Below are 4,112 nucleotides of genomic sequence, written 5' to 3' on the forward strand. Positions count from 1 at the left end.
AAACGGCCGCCGTCCCCGCGAGGGGCGGCGGCCGTCGTGCTGCCGTCGGCGCCGGTCAGCCGAGGGCGAGGCTCCGGGCGAACTCCTGCAGCGCCGGGCCCGGTACGGGGACCACGGAGGTCTGGTAGCCGGCCATCATCGGCGGCACCACGTCCTCGTACTTCTGCAGCCAGACGTCGGTGGCGTAGACGGACTGCGACAGCTCCACGCGCTCCTCCTCCGAGCGGAAGGCGCGCAGCAGGTAGTAGCCGTCCTCGTCGTTCAGGGAGGGGCCGCCTGCGAGCACGGTGATCCCGCACTCGCGCATGAGCGGCACCGTGCCCTCCTCGCTGATCCGGTGGAACTCCGCCCGAAGGCCCGGCTTCACGGTGAACAACCGGATCTCCAGCAGCCATGGCGCGTCGGCGCTGCTCATGTCGTCTCCTTCGCTTCTCACTTGACCCGGACTCCGGCCTTCCAGACCCCGGTGATGTGCTCGGGCTGTGCGATGACCTCGATGTCCACGAGCGGGTCCTCGTCGAGGACCAGGACGTCGGAGTCGTATCCCTCGCGCAGCTGACCGGAGAGCGGTGCCTGCGGTCCGAGGGTGGAGGGGCCGATCGCGGTGCCGGACTCGATGGCGTCCAGCGGGGTCAGGCCGCACTTCACCAGCAGGGGCAGCTCCCGGCCGTTGCGGCCCCAGGAGTCGGGCATCTCGGTGCCGGTGAGCGCCACGTCGGTGCCGGCGGCGATCGTCACGCCATGCTCTCGGGCGATGGCGACGGCCTCCGCGTGCCGGCCGACCGTGGCCTGGAGCTTCTTCAGGGCGTACGGCGGCAGCATGTGACCGTTGTCGAGGAGTTCCTGGAAGATCGTACGGGTGGTGACGAGGATGGCGCCGCACTCGCGCATGGCCACGGCGGCCTCTTCGTCGATGTAGGTGCCGTGCTCGATCGTTTTCACCCCGGCCTCCAGCGAGGCCATGATGCCGGGCTTGCCGTGGCAGTGCGCGGCGACGATCCGGTCCGCCATCCCGGCGACCTCGACGATCGCGCGCAGTTCCGCGTTCGTGAACTGCTGGTGGATGGGGTGGTCGACCTCGGACAGCACACCGCCGGAGGCGCAGACCTTGATGAGCTTGGCGTTGCGGCGCAGTTGTTCGCGCGCGGCGCGGGCGCACTCCGCGGGCCCGTCGGCCAGCCGCAGCTCACCGCCGAGGTGCCCGAAGTCCTCCACCCATGACGTCGGATAGCTGTGCAGGTCGGCGTGGCCGCCGGTGGTGGACAGCGTGGTGCCGGCCGGGTAGATCGAGGGGCCCTGCACGGTGCCCTCTTCGATGGCGCGGACGAGATGGATGCCGAGTCCGCCGGTCTCGCGCACCGAGGTGACTCCGGCGTTCAGCGCGTTGCGCAGGTCGGTGGTGATCCGGGCCGCCCGCAGGGCGATCGATTCCTGGGGGAGCAGGGAGAGGTCGGCCGACCGCAGCCCCATGAAGTGCCCGTGACAGTCCCACAGTCCGGGCATCACGGTGCGGGCGCGGACGGTCTCCGCCTCCGGTGTGTCGGGGGCCTCGGCGAGGGGGCCGGCGTAACTGATGGCCTCCTCGTCGAATATGACGCAGCCGTTCTGAATCGGCTGGCCACGGCCGGGAATTAATTGTTCCGCTTCGATTCGCTGCAACATGCAGGGAGCAAATCAAAGTGGCGTTCCGACGACAACAGGTGTTCGGGCGGGCCAAGTTGTCGCCTGCGGCCGTGCCGAATTCAGGGTGTCAGAACGGTCTGCGCGGCCTGGGAATTGCCGGCCTGTTGTGCGGCCCGGTGCCGGAACACATGGCGGTATGTCTGCGGGGACACGGTGGTGACCCGGCCGAAGTGATAGCGGAGATTGGCGGCCGTACCGAACCCGGTGCTGCGCGCGATCTGTTCCACCGGCTCGTCCGTGGTCTCCAGCAGCTCCTGCGCGAGACGGACCCGCTGCTGCAGCAGCCACTGGAGCGGAGTGATCCCGAGCCGGTCCCGGAACCGCCGGGCGAAGGTGCGCTCGCCCAGGTGCGCGGCGCGCGCGAGCTGCGGCACGGTCAGCGGCTCGTGCAGCCGCTCCTGCGCCCATTGCAGGACCGGCGCGAGATCGTCGCTCGTCTCCGCCCGCACCACCGGCTTGGTGTACTGCGACTGGCCGCCCTCGCGGTGCGGCGGTACGACCATCCGGCGGGCCACCTCGTTGGCGACGGCCGCGCCGTGGTCCTGACGCACCAGGTGCAGACAGAGGTCGATGGCCGAGCCGGTGCCGGCCGAGGTGAGGATGTCGCCCTCGTCGGTGTAGAGCGCGGAGGGGACGAAGTCGACCTCGGGGAAGCGGTGGGCGAAGTCCCCGGCGTTCATCCAGTGCGTGGTCGCCGTACGGCCCGTCAGCAGCCCCGCCGCGGCCAGGACGTAGGCGCCGGTGCAGATCGAGACGATCCGCCTGCCCTTGGCGTGCGCCTCGCGCAGCACCTCGACGAGCCGCGCGGGCGGGTCGAGCTGGACGGGCCGGGCGCACGCCGTGACGAGGATGGTGTCGGCGTCGAGCAGGTCGTCGAAGCCGTAGGAGGTGTGCACGGCCAGGCCGGTCGCGGTGCGCAGCGGACCGGAGGAGTCCCCGCACATGCGCAACTCGTACCAGGGGTCGATGAGATCGGAGCGGTCGGTCCCGAACACCTCGCAGGGAACGGCCAGTTCGAACGTCGGTGTGGCATCCGTAATGGCGAGCGCGATCACGTGGGGACGCATGTCGGTAATTTAGCGCACGATGTCAAAACTGCCGATGGTGCCGGTGAGAGCCCGCGGCGATGCTGGTCGGCATGAGTGAAGCCAAGACAGAACCCTCCGGGGGAACCCTCAGCGCGGTCCAGGGCACCGCGATGTATGTGGGCGCCGTGCTCGGCACCGGTGTCATCGCCCTGCCCGCACTCGCCGCCGAGGCGGCCGGCCCCGCGTCACTGCTCGCCTGGCTGGCCCTGGTCGTCCTGTCGGCCCCCCTGGCTGCTGCCTTCGCCGCTCTGGGAGCCCGCTACCCGGACGCCGGCGGCGTCTCCACCTACGCCATGAAGGCGTTCGGCGAGCGTGCCTCCGCCGTGGTCGGCTGGTGCTTCTACCTCGCCGTGCCGCCCGGCGCCGCCGCGGCGGCGCTCTTCGGCGGTGCCTACGTCTCCTCCGCGATGGGCGGCGGCACCACCACGACGACCGTGACCGCCGTCGGCCTGATGGTGGTCGTCACCGCCGCCAACTCGCTGGGCCTGCGGGTGACCGGGCGGTTCCAGTTCATGCTGGCCGGCCTGCTCGTCACGCTGCTGCTGATCGCGGTCGCGCTGTCGCTGCCGAAGGCGGACACGGCCAACCTCGAACCGTTCGCCCCGCATGGCTGGTCCGCGGTGCTGCCGGCGGCCGCGCTGCTGGTGTGGAGCTTCGCGGGCTGGGAGGCGATCACGCACCTGGCGGGCGAGTTCAAGCGCCCGGCGCGGGACCTGCCCCGGGCCACCTACTCGGCCGTCGTGATCGTGGGCGGGCTGTACCTGCTGGTGGCCTTCGCGGTCATCGTCGTCCTCGGCGCCAAGGCCTCGGAGTCCGAGGCGCCGCTCGGCGACCTGATGGCCGCGGGCCTGGGCGGCGACGCCCGCTACCTCGCCGCGGGCGCGGCGCTGCTGCTCACCACGGGCGCCATGAACGCCTACTACGCCGGTGCCGCCAACCTCGGCGCCGCCCTCGCCCGGGACGGCGCGCTGCCCGCGTGGATGTCCCGGGGCAGCGTCGCAGGCGAGGTGCCGCGCCGCAGCCTCGCCGTGGTGTCCGGCCTGTCCTTCCTGGCCCTGTTCGCCGTGGTGGCCTCCGGCCTCGGCACCGAACCGCTCGTCCTGCTCACCACCGGCTCGTTCGTCGCCGTCTACGCGATCGGCGTCGCCGCCGCCGTGAAGCTGCTCCCGAAGGGCACCAAGGGCCGCGCCTCCGCACTGGGCGCGTGCGTCGCCGTCACCGCACTGCTGATCATGGCCGGTCTCTATCTGCTCTGGCCGCTGGCCGTCGCCGGCGCCGCCCTGCTCTACCTGCGGATCAACCGGCGCCGCCGGGCCGGCCGGCAGGTGCAGGCCGCCGTGC

4 protein-coding genes are annotated in these 4,112 nt (G+C 71.6%); 1 reads left to right on the forward strand and 3 read right to left on the reverse strand.

Translation table 11 applies throughout. The annotated features are described in order from the left end of the window. Positions 1-55: 55 nt before the first annotated feature. The 3 genes from GA0115259_RS37185 to GA0115259_RS37195 all read right to left on the reverse strand — a co-directional run bounded on the left by GA0115259_RS37185 (position 56) and on the right by GA0115259_RS37195 (position 2,750). Positions 56-415: an NIPSNAP family protein gene (locus tag GA0115259_RS37185; RefSeq protein WP_093604948.1), complete on the reverse strand. Its 360-nt coding sequence runs from the start codon at positions 413-415 to the stop codon at positions 56-58. A 17-nt stretch (positions 416-432) separates the two neighbouring features. Next, positions 433-1,662 (reverse strand): metal-dependent hydrolase family protein, encoded by a 1,230-nt coding sequence (locus GA0115259_RS37190; RefSeq protein ID WP_093604950.1) that lies wholly within the window; start codon positions 1,660-1,662, stop codon positions 433-435. A gap of 80 nt (positions 1,663-1,742) precedes the next feature. Next, positions 1,743-2,750, reverse strand: a complete 1,008-nt coding sequence (locus GA0115259_RS37195) for a GlxA family transcriptional regulator (RefSeq protein ID WP_093604952.1) — start codon at positions 2,748-2,750, stop codon at positions 1,743-1,745. Between the two features lie 71 nt (positions 2,751-2,821). Between GA0115259_RS37195 and GA0115259_RS37200 the strand changes: the two genes are divergently transcribed. Further along, a partial coding sequence (locus GA0115259_RS37200; RefSeq protein ID WP_093604954.1) for an APC family permease occupies positions 2,822-4,112 on the forward strand: 1,291 nt, incomplete at its 3' end.

The sequence above is a fragment of the Streptomyces sp. MnatMP-M17 genome (assembly GCF_900091995.1).
Taxonomy (GTDB): Bacteria; Actinomycetota; Actinomycetes; order Streptomycetales; family Streptomycetaceae; genus Streptomyces.